We start from the raw sequence: 18628 nt of genomic DNA on the forward strand, positions 1-18628 counted from the left end.
ACCTCTTCAGGTTGTATAATATCCAAAAAGACCGGGAGGGAAGATCATGACGATCGGTATCGTCGGTGTTGGAAACATGGGTTCAATCTTCGCAGAGAAATTCTCGAAAGAGGCTGAAAGGATTTTCCTTGTTGAAAAAGACAGAGAAAAACTCTCCCGATTCAATGCGTTTCCATACGAAGTTGCCGATCTGGAAAAAGTTCGTGAGGCAGATCTGATAGTTCTCGCGGTCAAACCTCAGGATTCCCACATTGCGCTCAGTACACTGAAGGGTTTCGACGGAATTTTTCTTTCGATAGTTGCCGGCCTGAGAATCGAAGAGATAAGAAAGTACGATATTCAAAAGGTGGCAAGGGTTATGCCGAACGTCGCTGTGAGAGTGGGAGAAGGTGTGCTCGCCGCAGCCTTCAGCACCGACATGAGCCTTGAAGAAAGAAATCTCGTCAAATCACTCCTTGAAAAACTCGGTTTCGTCGTTGAAATAGAGGAGAAACTTTTCTCAGCCATCACCGCTCTAACCGGAAGTGGCCCGGCCTTCATCTTCGTCATGGTGGAGGCATTCCTCGATGCTGCACTGAAGATGGGGATCCCATTTGATACGGCAAAAAAACTCGTTTACAGGCTCTTCAGAGGTTCCGCGGAGCTTTTAATAGAGACGGACGAACATCCGGCTCTGTGGAAACACAGGGTGAGCTCTCCGGCCGGAACAACCATAGAAGGACTCATCACAATGGAGAGGTTCGCCGTGAGAAGTGGTGTTATAGAGTCTCTGGTGTCTTCTTACAAAAGGGCACTCGAACTGGAGGAAAAGTGAATGTTTCCACGAAAGGAACTCCTGAAAGACGGTTCTCTGCTCCTGATAAGAGAAGCCAGCATCTGGGACGCGAAAAGAATCGTGGAGTACATGAAAGAAGTAACATCGGAAACGGATTTTCTGATCACCCGACCGGATGAGGTTTACGATGTTTCCACGGAAAGAAACTACATAAGAATGTACAGAAACAACCCCGGAAAACTCATGATAGTGGGAGAGATAAACCGAGAAATCGTTTCCCTGCTGACCTTCACAGGATTCGGAAGAAAGAGGACGAAGCACGTTGGAGAAATAGGCATAAGTGTGAAAAAGAGATACTGGGGTATTGGAATCGGCACCAGAATGATCACGAGCGCTATAGAATGGGCACGCAAGAACGGTTTCGTAAGGATCCAGCTCGAAGTTCTGAAATCGAACGAAAGAGCCATAAGTCTCTACAGAAAACTCGGCTTCGAACTCGAGGGAATAAAGAGAAAAGCCGTCAGAAGGGACGACGGCTCTTTTGAAGATGTGCTTGTCATGGCGCTTCTTCTGGATTAGAAAAGTGTGAACTGTTCCGTTTCTGGAAGGTCTCTGAGAACCCCCAAACTCTTCATCAGCTCTATGTGATTTTTGTTGACTTTGGTTCTCTTCATGAGGTCTTCCACCGAAGTGAACGGTTTTTCTTCCCTGGCTCTGACGATCGATTCGGCCACACTGTCACCCAGTCCTGGAAGTTTGTTGAAGGGAATCCTCAACGAGTTTCCTTCTATCAGAAATTTTTTCGCGTCGGATTTGAAGATGTCGGGTGGCAGGAAGGAAAAACCTCTCAGTATCATTTCCAGAGCAACTTCCAGAACGCTCTCTTCGTTCTTCTTCTGAGCGTCTTTACCGGGCATCGCTTTGAGTTCTCTCAAGCGCCTCTTTATGGCGTCCTTTCCTTTAAGGACGAGAACCGGATCGAACTGATCACCCTTTATCGTGAAGTAAGCCGCGTAAAACTGAAGAGGGTAGTGAACCTTGAAGTAAGCGATCCTGAAGGCCATGCTCACATAAGCCACAGCGTGAGCCTTCGGGAAGAGATATTTGATCCTCTTACATGATTCGATGAACCAATCTGGAACCTTCAGCCTTCTCATTTCACTCTCCATTTCTTCCGTGATACCCTTTCCCTTTCTGACGTTTTCCATGATCTTGAAGGCGAGGGACGGTTCCATTCCCTTGTGTATGAGGAAGTTCATGATGTCGTCTCTACACGAGATAACCTCGGAGAGCTTGGCGTAGCCGAGGTTTATCCAGTCACGCGCGTTGTTCAACCAGACGTCTGTACCGTGTGACAGTCCTGAGATCCTCACAAGTTCTGCAAAGCTCTTTGGCCTCGTTTCAACGAGCATGCCCCTCACAAATTCGGTTCCAAACTCTGGAATACCGTACGTTCCCACATCGCTTTCCAGCTCAACTGGATCCACACCGAGGGGCTTCACAGAACTGAATATGGCGAGCGTGTCGGGGTCATCCATGGGAATCGTCATAGGGTCAATTCCGGTGAGGTCTTTTAGCATCTTGATGAAAGTAGGATCATCGTGACCGAGTGCATCTATCTTCACCAGATCGTCGTGGATCGTTTCGTACGCGAAGTGCGTGGTGAACACTCCCGCGTTTCTATCGTTGGCTGGATACTGTATCGGAGTGAAATCGTAGACTTCTTTGTCCTTAGGTATGATCATGAGACCGCCCGGATGTTGGCCCGTCGTTCTCTTCACACCAGTGATCATGGAAGCGAGCCTTTCCATCTCTGCTTTTCTGAGCTTCTTTCCAGTTTTTTCTTCGTAGCTTCTCACGTAACCCACCGCACTTCTTTCCGCGATGGTGTTTATGGTTCCTGCCCTGTAGACGTGGTCTTTCCCGAAGAGTTCTTCCACGAAACGATGAGCTCGTTCCTGATACTCTCCCGAGAAGTTGAGATCGATGTCGGGAACCTTGTCACCCTCGAACCCCATGAACGTTTCAAACGGTATGTCGTGACCGTCTTTTTTGAGAGGAACACCGCACACTGGACAGTTTTTGTCGGGAAGGTCGTAACCCGCTCCGTACCTGTCGTCTTCGACAACCTCGAAGTATTTGCACTCCGGACACCGGTAGTGTGGTGGTAGAGGATTCACCTCGGTTATTCCGAGGAGATTGGCCACGAGTGAAGATCCAACGGATCCTCTGGATCCAACCACGTAACCATCGCTCAGAGATTTCTGAACAAGCTCTTGAGCGATGAGATAGAGAACGGCGTACCCGTGATCTATGATGGCACTCAGTTCTCTTTCCACACGCTTTTGAACGATTTCGGGAAGTGGATCACCGTAGATCTCGTACGCCCTCTTCATGGTGAGGTTCCTCACTATTTCGTCGGCGTTCTCTATGATTGGCGGATGGAGCTTCTTCTCAAGAGGTTGCACTTCTTCGATCGTATCGGCTATTCTGTTGGGATTCTCTATTACCACTTCCCTTGCGATCTCTTCATCTTCGAATATCTCCATCGCTTTCTCGAGCATCTCTTCGGTCGTTCTGAGGTAGAGTGCGGGCTGGTTTTCAAAGTTCCTGTTCCCCTGAGGTGCCAGAAGCGCTGCTCTGCCTTTGGCGTCTTCTGGATCTAAGAAGTGAACATCACCGGTCATGACGACGAACTTGTTCAGCTTTTTCGCTATTCTATAGAGCCTTCGGTACACTTCTTTGAGTCTTTCTCTGTCCAGGTCCTCCTCGTCCTCTGCTACAACGTCGAGTGGCATGACTTCTATGTAATCGTAGAACTTTGCGATCTCCTCGAGTTCTGAATCGCTCGCTCCTTCGAGGGCGGCACGTCCGAGTTCACCGGAAATACACGCACTTCCCACAAGCAGCCCCTCTCTGTTTTCGATGAGATCACTCTTGAGGATCCTCGGAACACCGTAGAAGTACTTTATATAGGAGTCAGAAACCAGCTTGTAGAGGTTTTTCAATCCCTTTTTGTTCTGAACAAGGATCGTGCAGTGGAAAGGTTTCAACGCGGTGTAATCTATCGTATCTTTCAACTTTTCCATTTCTGAAAGCTTCGTGATTCCGATCTTCTTCATCATCTCAACGAACCTGAGGAAAACCTGAGCGGTGACCCTCGCGTCATCCAGGGCCCTGTGGTGCCGGAAAGGACCCAGTCCGAGCTTTTCCACAACGGAATCCAGAGAGTAGCTTCTCAGTTTTAGAAGGGATTTCGCGAGGGCGAGCGTATCTATGTAGGGTCTTTCCCAGTTCAACCCCATCACTTTTTTGATCCACAGCCTCAGAAATCTGTAGTCGAAGTTGGCGTTGTGGGCAACGATGATGGAATTTTCCAGAAAACCAAGGAATTCCGGCAGAACTTCCTCGATGCTTCTTTTGTTTTCCAGCATCTCTTGAGTGATTCCGGTGATCTCCGAGCTCCTTCTTGAAATCTCCCTGGAAGGCTTTATGAGAGTGTGGTACTCATCCACTATCTGCCCACCCTGTATCTTCACTGCTCCTATCTCGATGATCTCATCCACCTGGGGGTCGAGACCCGTCGTTTCGAAGTCGAGAACAACGAACGTGGCATTTTCGAACGATGAATCGTCGGAAAGATTCCGTATGACGGGTTCTACATCACTCACCAGATACGCTTCGATACCGAAGATGGGTTTTATTCCAGCTTCTTTCGCCGCGTCGTAGAAATAAGGTATCGCCTGAACGTTCCCATGATCCGTGAGGGCTACTGCGGGGAATCCCCATTCCTTGGCTCGTTTCACATATTCGTTCACATCCGTTATCGCGTCCTGATCGCTGAACTTGGTGTGGGCGTGGAGTTCTACCCTCTTAACCGGGGAGTTGTCCATCCTCTTCGCTTCGGGAAGCTTTGTGATTCCCTTCACGTAAAGGGCGGGCTCCCCGTTTTCGAGAAGGAGGTCTCCTGTAGCAACGATGACGTCCCCAACCGATACCTTCCCCTCGACCCTTTCAACGTCGTTGAAAACTTTGCAGATCAGAGAATCCTCTCCGTCCGTCAGATAAATCAGAAGGACCGCCTTTTTACCCTCAACTTTTTCTATTTTGAAGACCTTGCCCTTCACCGATGTCTTTTTGTTGTACTCGAAAACTTTCGAGGGAGTGAAGACGATCTTTCTGGGCTTCTGTCCAAAGATGTGGTTTTCGTCCTCGATCTTCACTTCTTCACCCTTTGGTTCTTCTCCCTTTTCTGGTTGTGGTAATTCTTTTTTCAAGAGATCTTCTGGAAGTTCCACGACTTCAAGCATGATCTCCGTTCCGGGAGGCAGCAATTCATCGAGCTGTTTTTTCGTACTCCTGAGTTTGGAGGCGATCCTGTCCCGTGCGAAATCTCCTAGTACCTTCAGAATCAATCTGTTTCCCTCGAAAACAACATCCTTTATGTAAGGGACGTTACCGTTGAGGAGGGAGAGTATCTTCTCTTTTAGATTCCCGTTGTTTTTTTGTACACCGTTCACGATGACTCGAAACCGCGTTTCCTTCTCAAGTAAACGAACAAGATTCTCCACTTCGGTGGAAAATTTTCCTACAGAAACGAGAACCACACCAGCGTCGGGATCTATCTCTATACTCTCGAGTGTTACATCTTTCCATTTCAGATTTTCAATTTTCTCCATGTGTTACCCTCCTTGTTCTGCTCTGAAGGGCGTGACACCAAGCTATGGCGAGTGCGTCCGCCGCATCGTCGGGTCTGGGAATTTCCGAAAGGTTCAGAAAACGCTTTATATTTTCCTGAATCTGCTTCTTACTTGCCCTTCCATATCCCGACAGCGAAACCTTCACTTCGTTCGGTGCGTATTCAAAGACAGGTATGTTTTTTTCCGCGAGAGCGAGAAGAAGTACACCACGTGCCTCCCCCACACCTATGGCAGTGGTAACGTTCTTCACAAAGAACAGCTTTTCCATGGCGCATTCGTCTGGAGAGAAGCGCTCAAGAACTTTCAAAAATTCTTCGTATATTCGCTTCAGTCTCTTTTCTCCTGGGAAATCTTTGGGAGTCTCTATCGTTCCGTGGAAAACGTGAGAGATCCTGTTTCCAGACACTTCAATGATGCCTATTCCCACAATTCCATAGCCGGGATCTACCCCAAGGATCCTCAAGGAACCCAACCTCCATTATACTGTTCACATATTTTCGTTTTCTATACCTTGTGTTTAAGAGAAGGGTGTTTTTTCCAAACCGTTACAGAATCAGCATCGCATCGCCGAAAGAGAAGAATCTGTATCTTCTTTTCACGGCTTCTCTGTAGGCTTCCATGACGAACTCCTTCCCCGCGAACGCTGCAACCAACATGAGAAGGGTGGAACGAGGAAGATGGAAGTTTGTAACCAGGGCGTCGACGAGTTTGAACTCGAAGGGTGGATATATGAAGAGATCGGTTTTTCCCACGTATTCTTCCTGCTCGGGAAGTCTGGCGATTGTCTCCAAGGTTCTCACCGTTGTTGTTCCAACCGCTACAATTCTGTTTCCCCTTTCTCTCGTCTCCCTGAGTTTTTTGACCGTCTCTTTTGGAACCTGGTAGAATTCCTCGTGCATCTTGTGTTTCTCCACTTCCTCAACCTTCACGGGCCTGAAAGTCCCTATTCCCACGTGCAAAACAACTTCGGCGAATTGGATTCCTTTTTCCTTCAACTTCTCTATGAGCTCAGGTGTGAAATGAAGCCCTGCGGTTGGCGCTGCGACGGAACCTTCTTCTTTCGCGTACACGGTTTGATACCTCTCGAGGGGAACCTCGTTTTTTATGTACGGCGGGAGAGGTGTCCTGCCCTTCTCGAAGATCAATCTGTCGTCCTGCGGCTGAAACTTCAGAATCCTCGTTCCATCTTCACCACGGCCGAGGCAGACAACGGACAGTTCGTCATCGATCACGAGTTCCGTTCCCTTTTTCACCTTCTGACCCGGTCTCACAAGGCACTTCCAGATACCTTCCTCTAAGCGTTCTATCAAAAGAATTTCAATGCTGGCACCCGTTTTCTTCTTCGCGTGAAGACGGGCGGGTATCACCTTCGACACGTTCAGAACGAGCAGATCGCCAGGTTCAAGGTACTCTATTATCTCCCGAAATATGCGGTGTTCTATTCGCCACGTCCTTCTGTGGAGTACCATGAGGCGAGAAGCGTCCCGCGGTTCCACGGGTTCCTGCGCTATGAGTTCTGGTGGAAGTTCATAATCGAATTCCGATACCTTCATCCCTTTCACCTCGCAGTCTGGAAATGAAAACACTGACTCCTGCCAGAATCACAGAGAGGTAAAAGAACCAGTCTCCGTATCTGACGTAGAACGTTTCACCTTTTCTTGCTTTGATGTGGAACTCTCCTGCCAATCTCACCTGCGGAGGAATAGCATCTACTATTCTACCGTACTCGTCAACGAGACCCGTGATCCCGGTGTTCGCCACCTGAAGGAACTGTCTCCTCGTTTCAACGGCCCTGAACACTCCCTGGACGAAGTGATTCAACAGCGCCGCTTTATAGTGAAACCACCCATCGTTCGTCACAACGATGAGGAGTTCGCTCCCGTTTTTCACGAAAGCGCGTGATACCTCCGGAAAGTAACTTTCAAAACAGATCTGAACAGAGAGTGGGGGACTCTCCCCAACGTTGAAGACGGAAAAATTCCGTCCGGGCTCATAGTAGGACAATCCTCTCAAGAAACGGAAAACTCCAAAGACCTTTGGGTACGGCAGTTTCTCCACAAAGGGAAAGAGTTTCACCTTGGAATAGACCTTTCTGAATCTTCCATCTTCCAGAACGAAAACGCTGTTCTGGTTGTCTGCAGGAAATCCTATCACGAAGGTGTTCTCCTTCGAGAGCTCTCTTAATTTCTGTGAGTACCGCACGTCCTCCAGAAAGAACGCTTCAGGAGTGATCACAATACTTCCATGAAAGTTCTTTGTCATCGACTCGAAAAGCTCATGCATCTCTCCACTCGACACAGAATACTTCAAAGAAGTGGGAACATTTGGTTGGAGCGCAACCATCTCGAAAGAACCGCGTTCAGGAACGGGAAGAAGATGCACAACAGAAGAGTTCAGCAGATAGACGAAGAAAATCACAGGAAAGATGAGAAAGCCCTTTCTTTTCTTCAAGAACTCATAGAAGAGGACGTTCAGGAAAACTATCAAGAAAACGAGGCCCAGTGTTCCCGTGATGGAAGCGATCTGTATCAGCCCGGTGTGGTTGTAAAGCGCTTCTGAGATTCTTCCTCCGGTGAATCCGAGTTCTCCCACACCGCGGAGATACTCGAAGATAGTATAGACGGAGGCAAGGTAGAGAGTTTTCAAAACGATCGATCGCGGTGCAAAGTACGAGAGAAATCCAAAACCAAGAAATGGGACAGCTTCAATGATTCCCATCAGCACAAACACCACGATTCCAAGCCAGGAAGGGTATCTTCCAAAGACGAGGGGCATGTTTTCCGTCAGAGTTGGAAGCACCCAGAAAAAGGTCACCAGTATGTGGATGAAAAAGTAAACGAAAGAAAGAAGCGCCCTTTTCCACACACCCCTGCCTTCCATCGCGTACAGGAGTGGAATCAAAGAGAACCAGATCAAAGCTCCGGAGAGGAATCCCGGCATTGAAAGAGCGGTAAGAAGGCCGGAGAGAACGCTGAGAAGAAGGCTAACCAACCTTCTCCACCGCCTCTCTGAGGATCTCAACTACCGTCTTCTGTTCACTTTCTGTGATGCTCGTGAAGAACGGAATGGCGAGTGTCTTCTCAGATTCCCTCTCTGTCACGGGAAGCAATCCTCTCATGGTGCCGAAGAGTTTTTCGTAGAAGGGCTGAAAGTGGACGGGATAGAAGTAGTTTCTAACCTGGACTCCCTTTTCTTCCATGTACCTCATCACACGGTTTCTATCTGGACCTTCCAGTCTCACGACATAGACAAACCAGCTCATCTTAGTGACGTAATCTTCCACAACGGGTACCTTCACCCAAGAAAATTCTTTCAACATCTTTGAATATCTCTCCGCCGCTTCTGCGCGTTTTTCCACGATCTCCTCGATTCTTTCCATCTGAGAACATCCAAGTGCAGCCGACATCTCATCGATTCTGTAGTTGTAACCGAAACGCACATGGTAGAGCCATTCGTTCCCCTCACCTCTCCCCTGGTTGCTCATGCTCTTCACGACGGTGTGTATCTTTTCGTCGTTTGTCACAACAACGCCGCCTTCTCCCGTTGTGATCTGCTTGTTCGGATAAAAAGCAAAGGCACCGGCTATCCCAAAAGTACCCACCTTTTTTCCTCTGTACTCGGATCCGAGAGCCTCACAGGAGTCTTCCACCACCGTGATGCCGTACCTCCGACAGACGTCGAGAATCCCATCCCAGTCGAGGGGATGGCCAAAGACATCAACGGCCATGAAAAGTCGGGGGGGTCCTTTTATCTCAAAGTTTCCCTGTTTGAATCCTTTGAGACACCTTCTCACCGTCTCCTCCAGTGTTTCTGGAGAAACGTTCAGAGTTCTCTCGTCCACATCCACGAAAACGGGAACTGCCTTTTTCATGAGGATCACGTTGACAGAAGCGATGAAGGTGAAGGAAGGCACAAGGATCAGATCTCCCTCGTCAATATCGAGACTCTCCAGGATGAGGTGGAGCGCAGCCGTTCCACTGCTCACCGCCCAACCGAATCTGGTGCCCGTGTATTCGGCCACCATCTCTCCGAAACGCTTTGTGTACTCGCCGAGACTGAGCCTTCCGCTTTTTAAAACTTCCACTACTCTTTCGATATCCTGATCGTTTATATCCGGTCTTGATAACGGGATCATCGATATCACCTCGTCTCAATGATATCAAAAAATCCCCCTCCATCGGAGGGGGAAAGATCACCAAAGGGGGCTGTATTAACATTGAGGGGAGGTTCTCTATCTCTGGTATATGAAACTCACGAAGACTTTCGCTCCATTCCTATAAATGTAAAGGGCGATGTAGTCACCTTTCTCAGCAGAGGCTATAACTTTCTTAAAATCCTCTACAGAATTTATATCATACCTTTTGCCGTTCACGTACACAGTGGTGATGACATCCCCATTCTGGAGACCGAACTTCCCGCTGCTCTCCTTTACTATGACTCCGTTTATCTCTTCTGGGATCGAATAAGTTTCTCTGTCGGCCGGCGTGATGTTTGACACTGTGATGCCAAGAATATCGATTTTTTCTTCACCGGTCGTTGTTTTCTCTTCTTCAGATGAGGAACCGAACGTCACTTGAACCTTCATGATCTTTCCTTTTCTCTCTATGGTGAGAACGGCTGTGTCGCCCGGTTTGTAAGTGTGAATGATGGAGATCAGTTCTTCGTGACTTCTCACGTCCTGATCGTCAACTTTGAGGATCACGTCCCCTTCCTTGAGTCCGGCTTTTTCAGCGGGAGATCCTTTCTGAACGCTCGTTATCAGAGCACCGCTTGTAGATTCAAGCCCCAGAGCTTTTGCTGTTTCTTCGGTGAGGGTCATGACCGTCACACCGAGATAGGCTTTCTCAATTTTCTTCTGGGTGAGTATGGTGTCGAGGAATTTTTTCACTGTGTTGATCGGGATGGCAAAACCAAGGTTCACGGCTTCTTGAGGATTGACGATGGCGGTGTTTATACCTATCACTTCACCGTGTATGTTCAAAAGGGGTCCGCCACTGTTCCCCGGGTTGATCGCCGCGTCGGTCTGAATGAGCCCCACGTAGTAGCCATTCCCGTCCGGTTTTGGAATTCTCCTGCTGGTGGCACTGACCACCCCTACTGTCACCGTGTGTTGGAAACCGAGGGGATTTCCTATGGCTATCGCCCATTCACCGATCTTCACCTTGTCAGAGTCTCCGAATTCCAAATAGGGGAATTTCTTATCACTGGCTCTGATCTTTATGACCGCGATATCGAGTTCTTCATCTCCTCCTATGTATTCCGCATCGTATTTGCTTCCATCGAGCATGGTCACGGTGATGTTGTCCGCTCCACCGACCACGTGGTAGTTGGTGAGAACGTAACCTTCTGGGTCGAAGATGAAGCCTGATCCAAGGCTGGTAACCTGTCTTTCGAAACCGGGAGGAAGTTCACCGAACCATTTTTTGAAGAACTGTTCAAAATAAGGATCGAAGAAAGAAGTCTTCACCGTCTTCACAACGTCTATCTTCACAACGGCCGGTGCACACGCTTCGACCACGTTAACGATGGGACTCTCATAGTCGGGGTTGACGTATGGGAAAACACTGGTAAGTATCAGTGCTACAGCGATGGTCAGAAAGAGTTTCTTCATCTCCTACCCCTCCCTTCGAAAGGTTTCCGGTTTCTTAGACATACACCCTGAAAGACTGGTTCAAAAACGTGTGGTATGCTTAATATTAGTCGGGAAATCGGGAGGTAAAAAGGATGGGACTCTTTGACTTTCTGAAAAAGGGACTTCAAAAGACGAAAGAAACGTTTTTCGGGCGAGTGGTGAAGCTCCTCAAGGGAAGAAAGCTGGACGATGAAACCCGCGAGGAACTGGAAGAGCTTCTCATTCAGGCGGATGTGGGAGTCGAGACAACGGAGTACATCCTGGAGAGACTGGAAGAGAAAAACGGGGACGCTCTCGAGTCCCTCAAGGAGATCCTTCTGGAAATCCTGAACTTCGACACGAAACTGAACGTTCCTACCAAGCCACCGTTCGTGATCATGGTCGTCGGTGTTAACGGAACGGGAAAGACCACCTCCTGTGGAAAGCTCGCGAAGGTGTTTGCTGATGAAGGAAAGAGTGTGGTACTCGCCGCAGCGGATACTTTCAGAGCGGCCGCCATAGAACAGCTGAAGATATGGGGAGAACGTGTCGGTGCCACGGTGATAGCCCACTCGGAAGGGGCTGATCCGGCCGCCGTTGCTTTTGACGCGGTGGCTCACGCTCTCGCCAGAAACAAAGATGTGGTCATAATAGACACCGCAGGGAGACTTCACACGAAAAAGAATCTCATGGAGGAACTGCGAAAGGTTCACAGGGTTGTCAAAAAGAAGATCCCCGATGCCCCACACGAAACACTTCTCGTGATAGACGCCACCACTGGTCAAAACGGACTCGTTCAAGCAAAGATCTTCAAAGAAGCGGTGGATGTCACCGGTATAATTCTCACAAAGCTCGACGGAACCGCAAAGGGTGGAATAACCCTGGCCATCGCTCGAGAATTGGGGATTCCCATAAAGTTCATTGGTGTCGGTGAAAAAGCGGAAGACCTGAGACCTTTCGATCCTGAAACCTTCGTGGAGGTATTGCTTTCAGAATGAGCAAGTTCTGGGAAAAAGAATTCACCTGTCCTTTCTGTGGAACGAAGTTCAAAAAGAAGATGGTCTTCTTCGACTCCATAAAGATCAAAGCCAGGGATATCGACTTAAAACCTGTTTTTGAGGATGTCAACCCGATGTTTTACGAAGTGGTGACCTGTCCGAACTGTTATTTTTCCGCGTTCGATAAAGATTTCGAGACCATTACCATAAAAGGAGAAGAGACGGAAAGAAAGTTGAAAGAACTGCTCGAAGAAGCCCAGAGAAAAGTAGAGTTGAAAAACATGGAGAACCACACAGAAGCGATCAAGCGCTATGCTTTGAGTGGAATAGTGTATTCCGTTTTGAACCAGAGAAAAAAGGTTGCGATCTCTTATCTCAAGATCGCCTGGCTGTTCAGAGAATTGGGAAAAGCAGAAGAGGAAAAGCGCTATCTCGAAAGAGCTTTGAAGGAATTCGAAAGCCACTACAAGTACGACTATTACGAAGAATCGGACGAACCCATGATACTTTTCTATCTGGGTGTTTTGAACCAAATCTTGGGCAAAAGGAAAGAAGCCGCAAGGTGGTACGAACTCCTCCTGAGAAAGTACGACAGCAAATCCCTTTACGCGAAGGTGGGGAGAGAAAGATGGCTGGAATTAAGAAGATCCTAATGTTTTCTCTGATGCTGGTATTTCTTGCAGCCTGCGTTTCTCCTGAACTGAAGGAAAAATTGGACAATTTAGAAAACCAGATAAAACAGCTGAACGCTCAGATAGACTCCATTGAAAAGAAGATGCTGGACTTGGAAAATAAGGTGAAGGCACAGGAAAGTTCTCAGGAAGAACTGGAAGCGCTGAAAAGAGATGTGACATATCTCAAAGAGGATCTATCTTCCCTGCAAGAAGAGTTTTCCAGCAAAATAAGCGATCTCGAGAACAATTACTACTCCATCTCCATGAAACTTCCCGCTGTGGAAAAAGCCGTTTCCATCTTCTCCGAGATAGAAAACATAAAATCGAAGATCTCAGAATTAGAAAGAAAAGTGAGTATTGTTTCACTCGGAAGTTCTCCGGAAGTCTCAGAAGATCTGAAACACATCCTTCTTGATCTCGAAGAAAGGGTTTCCAATTTGGAAAAGAACGTTTCGGTGGTGGATCGAATAGAAGAGAGGCTGGAAAGTACTGAGAAACTTCTCTCCAAAGTGGCCTTGCGCGTTCTTTCACAGGGCGAAACGGAAGCGAAAGTGGTGAACGTTTCAAACGATGAGCTGGAAAGTAGAATTTCTGATATCGAGAAAAAGCTCTCCTATCTCGAAACAAATCAGAAAAATCTGGAACAGATCGTTCAAAACCTGAAAGAGCAGCAACCTTTCGGTTATGCAAACATAGATGTTGAAAGTTACTCACAGCAGCTGAAAAAGTACCTCGACGAATTCAGAAGACTCGTGAGGAGCTATGAAGTCGCGAGGATCCTTGGAATCGAGGAAGGATACGTGTTTGTAAGAGTGGAGCGGGGTGACACCCTCGCAAAGATCAGCGAGGCTTTCAACCTGGGTCCCGAAGGTGTGGAAAGAATCATGAAACTGAACGGTATAGACGATCCGAGGAAACTCGTAGCGGGGAGAATCATAAAGGTTCCCGTTACGAATCTTTCGACGAGTTTTCCCGTTGGAGAAAAGCCCGATCCAAAGGTGATCGTCTCCGGCTTTGGCCTGAAAACCGACGGAACTTTCTCCACGGGAGTTGAGGTGGAAAGCGATGGGCAGAAGGTAAAAGCCGCACTTCCAGGGCGAGTGAAGAGTGTGAGCAGTCAAACCGTCGTCATATATCATGGAAACGATGTAGAAACGGTGTACAGGAATCTCGTCGTAGTTTCGGTGAACACCGGTGATTGGGTGAAAGCGGGCGACACCATAGGATACGGTGGAAAGAACGTTGTCTTCGAACTGTATGTGGAAGGAGAACCTAAGGACCCCATGCTCCTTTTCTTTTCCAATATGGGAGAGTTCGAAATCAGTTTCTACACGGAGTGGGAAGATGGAAAATTACCGGAACACCCCGCCTTCAGACTCACAAAATCCGGCAAAATTCCTGAAGATTGGAAAACAGCGGCCGCGGATACCACCATCTTTCCCCTTGGTTCCGTTCTCTACATACCCGAACTCAGAGACACGCCCAGTGGTGGGGTTTTCGTTGTGGAAGACATCGGCGGGGTGATCAAAGGAAGAAAGATCGATATATACCTGGACAGCATAAGAGAGGCGCTCCAAAACAGAAAGATCGTATCCAGAGTCTTCGTGTGGAGGGATTGAAATGTTCACGATGCGAAGTGAGTACGCGCTCAGGCTCATGATCGTGATGGCAAAGGAGTACGGACACTACCTTTCGATGACAGAAATACTGGAGAAAGCGAAACAATCAGTCCCGAGAGAATTCGCAGAAAAGATCTTGTACACGCTGAAAAAAGCTGGACTGGTGAAGACAAGAAGAGGAAAGAGTGGTGGATACATGTTGGCACGTCCGCCAAAAGAAATAAGGGTTTCCGAGGTTGTTTTTCTTCTGGATAGAAAATCGAAGGTCTTCTTCGACATGCCCGGCTGTCCGGACGAGCTGGATTGCGTTATCAGGTCCCTTTGGAAAAGAGTAGAAAACGAGATAGAGAAGATTCTCAACGGTGTAACTCTCGAAGATTTGATAAAGGAACAGGAGGAGAAAATGAAACAATGAAGCCCGCTTCTGGCGGGCTCATTTTACTTTCAGACTGAGTTTTTCTTCAAAAAAGACCTTCTTTCCATCCACCTCGAACTCTTTTATCCCCGTTCTCTGACTGTACTCCCTCAAAACTTCCTCGATCTCTTTCTTCTCTGCCCTGAGTTCTTTCATGAGATCTTTGATCTCCACATACCTTCTCACCAACTGCTCAATGGTTGGGTTCTCCATGCGCTACACCTCCTCACAGATCGACAGCTTCTCTGTTGAATATAGATACTCTCCATCGTATTTTACCCTGAACACGCCGATCTCAACACCACTGTTCAAAGCGTGCCAGAAAATCTCTGAAAAAGCCGGATCAACGTTTCTGTTCGGAAGAAAACAGTTGCTCTCGAGAAAAACCAGAATCAACAGAAGAGCCTTGAAACCACTTTCCACAGACTTGATCAACTCCCCGATGTGTCTTCTTCCACGGCCTGTGGGTGCGTCTGGAAACATCGCGACGCCATCTTCTTCGTACGTGCATCCTTTCACTTCCACAAAGATCTTTTCGTCGATAAGGAAATCGAACCTGCTGTTTCCAAAGCGTTTCTCATTTTCTATCATGGAACCAGTGAACAGTTCTTCCAGAATTTTCCTGGCCACGATACTGTGGTAGCCTGAATGGACGAAGACGAATTCCCCTCTGTGTTCAACTGCCAGAAGGTCCCAGTTGGTCTTTCTCCGACCGGATTCTGCACGCTTCAGGAGAACTCTTTTTCCTTTTTCAAGAAGTGGGAGGCGCCCTGTGTTGTGGATGTGTATCGGAGTCTCTTTCTCTTCGACAAGAGCAACCCCTGTGAACTTACTCTTTCTTTCCAGAAAGATCCCTTCCGCATCAAATGGAAGTTTCAGTCTCATCTTTGAAGTACCTTTTCGATCCTTCCAAAAAACAAGGTGTGAAATCCATGGTCCTTGTAGAACTTATCGATGATTTCCACGGGAAGAATGAAAGGTTCCACGTTGTTTGCGAAGGTCACAGAACATTCGATCAACGTGTGGGCCTCTTTAATGGGAGCGGTGAATCCCTCTACCTCGTCTAAGTGGAGAAGTCCTTTCTTGAACTTGTCTTCTTGGTATCCACTCACCCGTCCAAAGTAATTCAGCGCCTCTCTGTATTCTTCGCTTAGAAAATTCAGGGTGAATCTTCTGCTCTCTTTGACAAGGCGCCAGGTGAATCTCTGAGGTCTGATAACCGTCACGAAATAATCCTCTGCCCACATCACACCGAAAAAGCCCCATCCGATGGTCATGCCGTTAACTCTGTTTCCCGCCTTGCTCGCCAGTATTACTCTTCCTTCTCTTAGATCTTTCAGCAATTCTTCGTACACGTTCATTCCCCCTTTTCAAAAGAAGATACACATCGAGCATTCTGTCTACGGGGCGTCTCAGAGTGACGGAAAGAGTACTCAACACAAAGACCCTGAATGGGATGTATTGTTTCACCTTGACTTTTCTCAACAAGAACACTGAGGAGAATCTGAAGATTCCTGCCATCAAAAAGAGTAACTGAAGGCCGAAGATTTCGAAACCGTTGAGATTTACGTAAATACCAGAGAGAAATTTCGCCGTGATTCCTCCTGCGAATGAGCCTATAAGACTTCCAGCGCTGGCAAAAGACGCGTTCAGACCGAAGAAAATGGGATCGGACTCGAAAGCAACCTCCATAGGAAGGATGGCGAGTGACAGGTTTATGGCAGACCACGCAATGGAAGAAAGTAAAGCGTCCGCTATCATGAGAGTTCTGTAAGTAGTGGTGTTCATGAAGAACCACATACCGGAGACGAAAGAAGCAAGGATGATACCGAACTCGGCTATCGTTTTGTGCCCGGCCTTGTCAGATATCTTTCCCAGAATCCTGTAAACCAGCATCGCCACAAAGTTATTAACAATCATCATGTAAGCGATATACGTGTAATTTACCCCCAGGTTCTTCAAAAGATGGTAGTGATAGAAGGCAGAAGAGAACGTGACCGCCATGTTCCAGTAAAAAGTGAAGAAGACAAACTTCATAAAGTTTTCGTCCTTGAACACCACTTTGAGAGGTATTCCCGTACCTGTTTCCTTAACTGGAACGTCCGGTATTTTGTTCATGGCGAAGATAGAAAGAACGGTTCCCGCTGTGGATATGAGAAGCACAAGAACGAATCCCGAAGAAAAATGATCGACTATAGAAGAATAGAGGTATATTATGAGGGCGTTCCCTATGGAGAGAAACATGTTTCTGTTTCCAAACACCCTTCCTCTTTCCTCTGGAGGAACAAGATCTCTCATCCAGGAGTTCCATGTACTGCTGGAAAGAGCCGCGAAGACCTGAGAGATCATAAGCGCAACGATGAAAATCAACGGTTCTGCTTTTCCAAGCAGTAGGAAAACGACAAGAGAAGCGAAACTGAATCTACTGAAAGCGTTGAACACGTTGACCAGAAAACGCCTCTTCTTGTATTTCTGAACAAAGAAGGAGGCAAACAACTGAAAAAACTGCATCATGGGAGGAATTGCGGCAGCGACACTCAGGAGAAACTCGTCCAGGTTGAAAAGCATCGCAAGACCTGTGAACACAGGTCCCTGTACTAAAAGCGCGTAGAACAGTGAAAAGACACCCTCGAGCGTGAGAAAGAGATAGGCCTTTTTCATGGATTGGGTCTCCAGAAGAAACGTCCCGTCCTTTTCTTGTACACAATCTTTGCCATCGTGTAGCATCCAAGAAGATCGAATACGAGATCCAGCATGGTGTCGTCCAGCCCTTTTTGTGTGTTATAGCCGGGCAGTATTTCGTCCGTTATGAATTCGGCTATTTCCCACAGAACTCCGGAAAAGACCCCGAGCAGGAATGCCATCAAAACGGCACCCGGAACCTCGTCCCAGAATCTCGATTTTTTCGTCAGAATCTGGTAGAAAAAGTACGTTATGACGAAAGATCCGTAGAAGTGAAGTATTTTGTCCCAGAAGAAAATTCTCTCGTAGAAGTTCAAAAACTGTCCCATCACAGAGTGGAAAAATATCGATGAAGAGAGCATCAACTTCGTTTTTTCAGGTATCTCCTGATGGATTATTTTCTCATAGATGTACGGTGAAAAACCACCGAGCCAGAATATGAAATATCCTATCGTTTCAACGATTCTGGTTCGAATAATGGAAAAAACAACTGGAATTCCCAGAAGGGTCACTAAAACTCTGTTAAATTTTTCTTCTCGCTTCTTCACCGGTACTTCGTTTATTTTCTCATCACCTCCATGTGCTATTATATTTCACTGGAGGGATGAAAAGATTGAAATATCTGTTACTCTTCTTCGCAACGTTTCTTTTCGACAACTCGGGCACTCCCGTTCCTATTCTAACAGCAACAGCGCTGATTTCCATCGGGAAACTGAAGGTTTTTTCATCTTTCCTTGCGATCTATCTGGGGCTTTTGAGCTGGGATACTCTGACGTTTTTTGCTGGAAAAAAGCTCAAATCGGTGTCTTTCAATCTCAGGTGGAAATTCGTACGAAAGGTTCTCATAGAGTTCTTAAACATCTACATTTCTTCAGAAAAAATACTGCTGCCGCTTTGCAAATTCGTTCCCTGGGTGGGCAAGTTCACCCCGTTTCTGGCAGGCTACACGGGAAGAAACCTCCAAGCACTCCTCATCGTATGGCTTGGAGGCTTGCTCTACGAGAGTACTTTCTTTTTCTCCAGCCTGATAGCTGGAAGAGTTTTCCTGAAATTTTCAAAAATTCTGGGAATCGTTCTTTTTGCAGTTGTAATACTTGTTTATCTTCTCTGGAAGAGAAGAATTTCGAAAGACATTGTGAGGCATCGGGAATAGA

At 47.4% G+C, this 18628-nt stretch carries 18 protein-coding genes; 7 read left to right on the plus strand and 11 right to left on the minus strand.

Annotated features, from left to right (window positions below; all coding sequences use genetic code 11):
* The first annotated feature begins 46 nt into the window (after nucleotides 1-46).
* On the plus strand, nucleotides 47-814 hold the full coding sequence (proC, locus tag MC24_RS08540; RefSeq protein WP_038054565.1) for a pyrroline-5-carboxylate reductase: 768 nt from the start codon (nucleotides 47-49) through the stop codon (nucleotides 812-814).
* Nucleotides 815-1354, plus strand: coding sequence for a GNAT family N-acetyltransferase (locus tag MC24_RS08545; RefSeq protein ID WP_038054567.1), 540 nt, complete (start codon nucleotides 815-817; stop codon nucleotides 1352-1354). It begins immediately after the preceding gene.
* Here MC24_RS08545 and polC read toward each other — a convergent pair.
* The 6 genes from polC to MC24_RS08575 all read right to left on the minus strand — a co-directional run bounded on the left by polC (nucleotide 1351) and on the right by MC24_RS08575 (nucleotide 11086).
* Entirely contained in the window at nucleotides 1351-5454 is a 4104-nt protein-coding gene (polC, locus tag MC24_RS08550) for a DNA polymerase III subunit alpha (protein WP_038054569.1), read from the minus strand. The genes MC24_RS08545 and polC overlap by 4 nt on opposite strands.
* Nucleotides 5441-5938, minus strand: a complete 498-nt coding sequence (ruvC, locus tag MC24_RS08555; protein WP_038054572.1) for a crossover junction endodeoxyribonuclease RuvC — start codon at nucleotides 5936-5938, stop codon at nucleotides 5441-5443. Before ruvC ends, polC begins: the two co-directional genes overlap by 14 nt.
* Nucleotides 5939-6020: 82 nt before the next feature.
* Nucleotides 6021-7028: a tRNA preQ1(34) S-adenosylmethionine ribosyltransferase-isomerase QueA gene (gene queA, locus MC24_RS08560; RefSeq protein ID WP_038054582.1), complete on the minus strand. Its 1008-nt coding sequence runs from the start codon at nucleotides 7026-7028 to the stop codon at nucleotides 6021-6023.
* The gene (lnt, locus tag MC24_RS08565; RefSeq protein WP_038054584.1) at nucleotides 7003-8466 is read right to left on the minus strand and encodes an apolipoprotein N-acyltransferase; all 1464 of its coding nucleotides are present in this window, start codon (nucleotides 8464-8466) and stop codon (nucleotides 7003-7005) included. The genes queA and lnt overlap by 26 nt, the downstream gene beginning before the upstream one ends.
* Nucleotides 8459-9610 carry a DegT/DnrJ/EryC1/StrS family aminotransferase gene (locus MC24_RS08570; protein WP_038054586.1) on the minus strand — a complete coding sequence of 384 codons (1152 nt, stop codon included), beginning with the start codon at nucleotides 9608-9610 and terminating at the stop codon, nucleotides 8459-8461. Before MC24_RS08570 ends, lnt begins: the two co-directional genes overlap by 8 nt.
* A 96-nt stretch (nucleotides 9611-9706) precedes the next feature.
* Nucleotides 9707-11086 (minus strand): DegQ family serine endoprotease, encoded by a 1380-nt coding sequence (locus MC24_RS08575; protein WP_038054587.1) that lies wholly within the window; start codon nucleotides 11084-11086, stop codon nucleotides 9707-9709.
* A gap of 113 nt (nucleotides 11087-11199) precedes the next feature.
* Here MC24_RS08575 and ftsY point away from each other — a divergent pair, with 113 nt between their 5' ends.
* Genes ftsY through MC24_RS08595 form a run of 4 tightly spaced genes read left to right on the plus strand, consistent with a single transcriptional unit; the run spans nucleotide 11200 to nucleotide 14792 of the window.
* A complete protein-coding gene (gene ftsY, locus MC24_RS08580) occupies nucleotides 11200-12084 on the plus strand; it encodes a signal recognition particle-docking protein FtsY (RefSeq protein ID WP_038054589.1) in 885 nt (294 codons plus the stop codon).
* Complete coding sequence (locus MC24_RS08585) at nucleotides 12081-12737, plus strand: DUF2225 domain-containing protein (protein WP_038054592.1); 657 nt, start codon at nucleotides 12081-12083, stop codon at nucleotides 12735-12737. Before ftsY ends, MC24_RS08585 begins: the two co-directional genes overlap by 4 nt.
* Nucleotides 12713-14377 (plus strand): peptidoglycan DD-metalloendopeptidase family protein, encoded by a 1665-nt coding sequence (locus MC24_RS08590; protein ID WP_038054594.1) that lies wholly within the window; start codon nucleotides 12713-12715, stop codon nucleotides 14375-14377. The genes MC24_RS08585 and MC24_RS08590 overlap by 25 nt, the downstream gene beginning before the upstream one ends.
* A 1-nt stretch (nucleotide 14378) precedes the next feature.
* Nucleotides 14379-14792 (plus strand): Rrf2 family transcriptional regulator, encoded by a 414-nt coding sequence (locus tag MC24_RS08595; protein ID WP_038054596.1) that lies wholly within the window; start codon nucleotides 14379-14381, stop codon nucleotides 14790-14792.
* An 18-nt stretch (nucleotides 14793-14810) separates the two neighbouring features.
* Here MC24_RS08595 and MC24_RS08600 read toward each other — a convergent pair whose 3' ends face one another.
* The 5 genes from MC24_RS08600 to MC24_RS08620 are packed head-to-tail and all read right to left on the minus strand — an operon-like array spanning nucleotide 14811 to nucleotide 18022.
* Nucleotides 14811-15005: a hypothetical protein gene (locus MC24_RS08600; RefSeq protein WP_038054598.1), complete on the minus strand. Its 195-nt coding sequence runs from the start codon at nucleotides 15003-15005 to the stop codon at nucleotides 14811-14813.
* 3 nt (nucleotides 15006-15008) lie between these two features.
* Complete coding sequence (gene sfsA / locus MC24_RS08605; RefSeq protein WP_038054600.1) at nucleotides 15009-15677, minus strand: DNA/RNA nuclease SfsA; 669 nt, start codon at nucleotides 15675-15677, stop codon at nucleotides 15009-15011.
* A complete protein-coding gene (locus MC24_RS08610; protein WP_081953076.1) occupies nucleotides 15674-16153 on the minus strand; it encodes a flavin reductase family protein in 480 nt (159 codons plus the stop codon). Before MC24_RS08610 ends, sfsA begins: the two co-directional genes overlap by 4 nt.
* Complete coding sequence (locus MC24_RS08615) at nucleotides 16074-17453, minus strand: MFS transporter (protein ID WP_038054602.1); 1380 nt, start codon at nucleotides 17451-17453, stop codon at nucleotides 16074-16076. The genes MC24_RS08610 and MC24_RS08615 overlap by 80 nt, the downstream gene beginning before the upstream one ends.
* Nucleotides 17450-18022, minus strand: coding sequence for a hypothetical protein (locus MC24_RS08620; protein WP_235280361.1), 573 nt, complete (start codon nucleotides 18020-18022; stop codon nucleotides 17450-17452). Before MC24_RS08620 ends, MC24_RS08615 begins: the two co-directional genes overlap by 4 nt.
* A gap of 65 nt (nucleotides 18023-18087) precedes the next feature.
* On the opposite strand from MC24_RS08620, the gene MC24_RS08625 reads away from it, so the two are divergent.
* Nucleotides 18088-18627, plus strand: a complete 540-nt coding sequence (locus MC24_RS08625; protein ID WP_038054780.1) for a hypothetical protein — start codon at nucleotides 18088-18090, stop codon at nucleotides 18625-18627.
* Nucleotide 18628 lies beyond the last annotated feature (1 nt).

The organism is Thermotoga sp. Mc24 (assembly GCF_000784835.1).
In the GTDB taxonomy this organism is placed as follows: Bacteria; Thermotogota; Thermotogae; order Thermotogales; family Thermotogaceae; genus Thermotoga.

Bases quoted from the DNA above. Each gene is read 5' to 3' on its own strand.
- MC24_RS08600 (WP_038054598.1), bottom strand. From the start codon at position 15,005: ATGGAGAACCCAACCATTGAGCAGTTGGTGAGAAGGTATGTGGAGATC.
- proC (WP_038054565.1), top strand. From the start codon at position 47: ATGACGATCGGTATCGTCGGTGTTGGAAACATGGGTTCAATCTTCGCA.
- MC24_RS08545 (WP_038054567.1), top strand. From the start codon at position 815: ATGTTTCCACGAAAGGAACTCCTGAAAGACGGTTCTCTGCTCCTGATA.
- MC24_RS08610 (WP_081953076.1), bottom strand. From the start codon at position 16,153: ATGAACGTGTACGAAGAATTGCTGAAAGATCTAAGAGAAGGAAGAGTA.
- MC24_RS08585 (WP_038054592.1), top strand. From the start codon at position 12,081: ATGAGCAAGTTCTGGGAAAAAGAATTCACCTGTCCTTTCTGTGGAACG.
- MC24_RS08615 (WP_038054602.1), bottom strand. From the start codon at position 17,453: ATGAAAAAGGCCTATCTCTTTCTCACGCTCGAGGGTGTCTTTTCACTG.
- polC (WP_038054569.1), bottom strand. From the start codon at position 5,454: ATGGAGAAAATTGAAAATCTGAAATGGAAAGATGTAACACTCGAGAGT.
- ftsY (WP_038054589.1), top strand. From the start codon at position 11,200: ATGGGACTCTTTGACTTTCTGAAAAAGGGACTTCAAAAGACGAAAGAA.
- MC24_RS08575 (WP_038054587.1), bottom strand. From the start codon at position 11,086: ATGAAGAAACTCTTTCTGACCATCGCTGTAGCACTGATACTTACCAGT.
- sfsA (WP_038054600.1), bottom strand. From the start codon at position 15,677: ATGAGACTGAAACTTCCATTTGATGCGGAAGGGATCTTTCTGGAAAGA.
- MC24_RS08595 (WP_038054596.1), top strand. From the start codon at position 14,379: ATGTTCACGATGCGAAGTGAGTACGCGCTCAGGCTCATGATCGTGATG.
- MC24_RS08590 (WP_038054594.1), top strand. From the start codon at position 12,713: ATGGCTGGAATTAAGAAGATCCTAATGTTTTCTCTGATGCTGGTATTT.
- queA (WP_038054582.1), bottom strand. From the start codon at position 7,028: ATGAAGGTATCGGAATTCGATTATGAACTTCCACCAGAACTCATAGCG.
- MC24_RS08570 (WP_038054586.1), bottom strand. From the start codon at position 9,610: ATGATCCCGTTATCAAGACCGGATATAAACGATCAGGATATCGAAAGA.